Below are 2,976 nucleotides of genomic sequence, written 5' to 3' on the forward strand. Positions count from 1 at the left end.
GACCGTTTTCTAAATGGCGTATGTCGCCATGAACTCGCTGAATATCAATGACTTGTTTGGCATTCATTTCTAAATGGCGTATGTCGCCATGAACTCGGATTGGGTATATTGCGGAGGGGTGAATATTTTCTAAATGGCGTATGTCGCCATGAACATTTGGTCAGAGGCGGTGTTTTTGGTCTTGCATTTCTAAATGGCGTATGTCGCCATGAACGCTGGACGAGTATCAATGTGCAGGGTACTGTTTTTCTAAATGGCGTATGTCGCCATGAACCATTCCAGCTAAGTTGGTAATGCTTTGCCTTTTTTCTAAATGGCGTATGTCGCCATGAACTAAAGGTTTCGAATTCGAGAGGTTTAGAATATTTTCTAAATGGCGTATGTCGCCATGAACATTTTTTGTCCATGTGCATTCAGGCACCGCTTTTTCTAAATGGCGTATGTCGCCATGAACATATCATTCTGAATTTTGAGCACTTAGCCGATTTTCTAAATGGCGTATGTCGCCATGAACCTGACAATGGTGGCACATTAAGAACAGCGACATTTCTAAATGGCGTATGTCGCCATGAACATTGTTTGGAATTGATGAAGCATATCCCTGATTTTCTAAATGGCGTATGTCGCCATGAACACATGCGATTTGCTGCGGAATGTTTTTGATGTTTTCTAAATGGCGTATGTCGCCATGAACTTTCAGGACCCATTGAGTCGTGATTTTATCGGTTTCTAAATGGCGTATGTCGCCATGAACATTGAGTTATATTATATTGATTTCTATAGACATTTCTAAATGGCGTATGTCGCCATGAACTAGATCAGGGTGGAATTAAAACTCGTTGGAACTTTCTAAATGGCGTATGTCGCCATGAACCTTTCAGCTAACAAGAGAACAATCAAAAGAATTTTCTAAATGGCGTATGTCGCCATGAACGCTCAGACTCGATACTGAGTCATATCAAGCGCTTTCTAAATGGCGTATGTCGCCATGAACGAGTAAATTCATGGCTGCTTGGTTTATCTTCGTTTCTAAATGGCGTATGTCGCCATGAACATTTCCTTATGATAATTTCAAGCAATAAAGGATTTTCTAAATGGCGTATGTCGCCATGAACAAGCTTAGACCGTAAATAGAGGTGTGCATGTGTTTCTAAATGGCGTATGTCGCCATGAACCTAACAAAATTAATGCTCTTTTGACTTGTTGCTTTCTAAATGGCGTATGTCGCCATGAACATAATGTTCACCACGCCAAACAATACCACCTCTTTCTAAATGGCGTATGTCGCCATGAACTTGCCTGAGCGTTATAGCGTGAACGATGGTCATTTCTAAATGGCGTATGTCGCCATGAACCTATTGCTGGTGCTCAATGGGAAGGCAAGTTATTTCTAAATGGCGTATGTCGCCATGAACTGCCAAGCATGAGCCATATTGAATTATTACGTTTTCTAAATGGCGTATGTCGCCATGAACCTCGTTCAAGTAATGCAGTCAGTGCATCGACATTTCTAAATGGCGTATGTCGCCATGAACAAATTGCAGGTGAGCATGATATTGCAGAATCATTTCTAAATGGCGTATGTCGCCATGAACACTCCATTTCAGTGCCGTTATTTGTTTTAAGTTTTCTAAATGGCGTATGTCGCCATGAACTAGATATGATGTCGTTAGCCTTACAGGGGGTATTTCTAAATGGCGTATGTCGCCATGAACATTGGCAGTTTGAACAGATTGATGACCTGATTTTTCTAAATGGCGTATGTCGCCATGAACTTGGCATCTTCACAGATGAACTGATCATCTTTTTTCTAAATGGCGTATGTCGCCATGAACAATCATTACGCTTGGCGCATTAGTTTTCTGGTTTTCTAAATGGCGTATGTCGCCATGAACAGACGGTGAGTCTGAGAGTTGGGGAGGTGTTTTTTCTAAATGGCGTATGTCGCCATGAACTGCAATACGCTCAATCAGATCCTTATGCTGTGTTTCTAAATGGCGTATGTCGCCATGAACGCACGTTGATTCAGCCATGCATTACTTAGATTTTTCTAAATGGCGTATGTCGCCATGAACTCTTATTATTAAGGGGTGTCGAACCCTACAGGTTTCTAAATGGCGTATGTCGCCATGAACCTGTCGAGTGTTCTCCAGTCCTAAGCCAAAGATTTCTAAATGGCGTATGTCGCCATGAACGAACAATACAAGACCACATTACTTTGCCCAGTTTTCTAAATGGCGTATGTCGCCATGAACTTATGGAAAGCGGATTACTTATAACACAACATTTTCTAAATGGCGTATGTCGCCATGAACTTTCATTTTCTTTGTTTCTATTGTCGATTATATTTCTAAATGGCGTATGTCGCCATGAACCATATAGTCAAGAAGCGGTTGAACCATATTCTTTTCTAAATGGCGTATGTCGCCATGAACTCTGGCATGTCTGTGTACCTGTCATAAAAGCATTTCTAAATGGCGTATGTCGCCATGAACATGATCGTGGTAACTGGACCACAGGTATTATATTTCTAAATGGCGTATGTCGCCATGAACAAATTATTGCTACTACTAAAGATGGCTCGACATTTCTAAATGGCGTATGTCGCCATGAACTTCTCAGCAACATTAAAAGCCTTATTCACAACTTTCTAAATGGCGTATGTCGCCATGAACAACCAAAAGCAGTGGATTCTTCTATTTTTGGCTTTCTAAATGGCGTATGTCGCCATGAACGAGTATCCATTTGCGCCGCAATTGCGTTCCAATTTCTAAATGGCGTATGTCGCCATGAACTCATTTAAATCTGTACTGTTAATTACTTGCAAGTTTCTAAATGGCGTATGTCGCCATGAACACTTTGGACTGAGGTTTGAAGAAGTCTTGGCATTTCTAAATGGCGTATGTCGCCATGAACTTAATGTACCTTACTTCATCTACTACTACTCATTTCTAAATGGCGTATGTCGCCATGAAC

At 41.2% G+C, this 2,976-nt stretch carries 1 CRISPR repeat array.

Going from position 1 to position 2,976, the window contains the following annotated elements:
* The first annotated feature begins 6 nt into the window (after positions 1–6).
* Positions 7–2,976: direct repeats of the CRISPR family, unit length 28 nt; unit sequence TTTCTAAATGGCGTATGTCGCCATGAAC.

Origin of the sequence: Acinetobacter sp. CIP 102129 (assembly GCF_000368305.1) — a bacterium.
Classification (GTDB): domain Bacteria; phylum Pseudomonadota; class Gammaproteobacteria; order Pseudomonadales; family Moraxellaceae; genus Acinetobacter; species Acinetobacter parvus.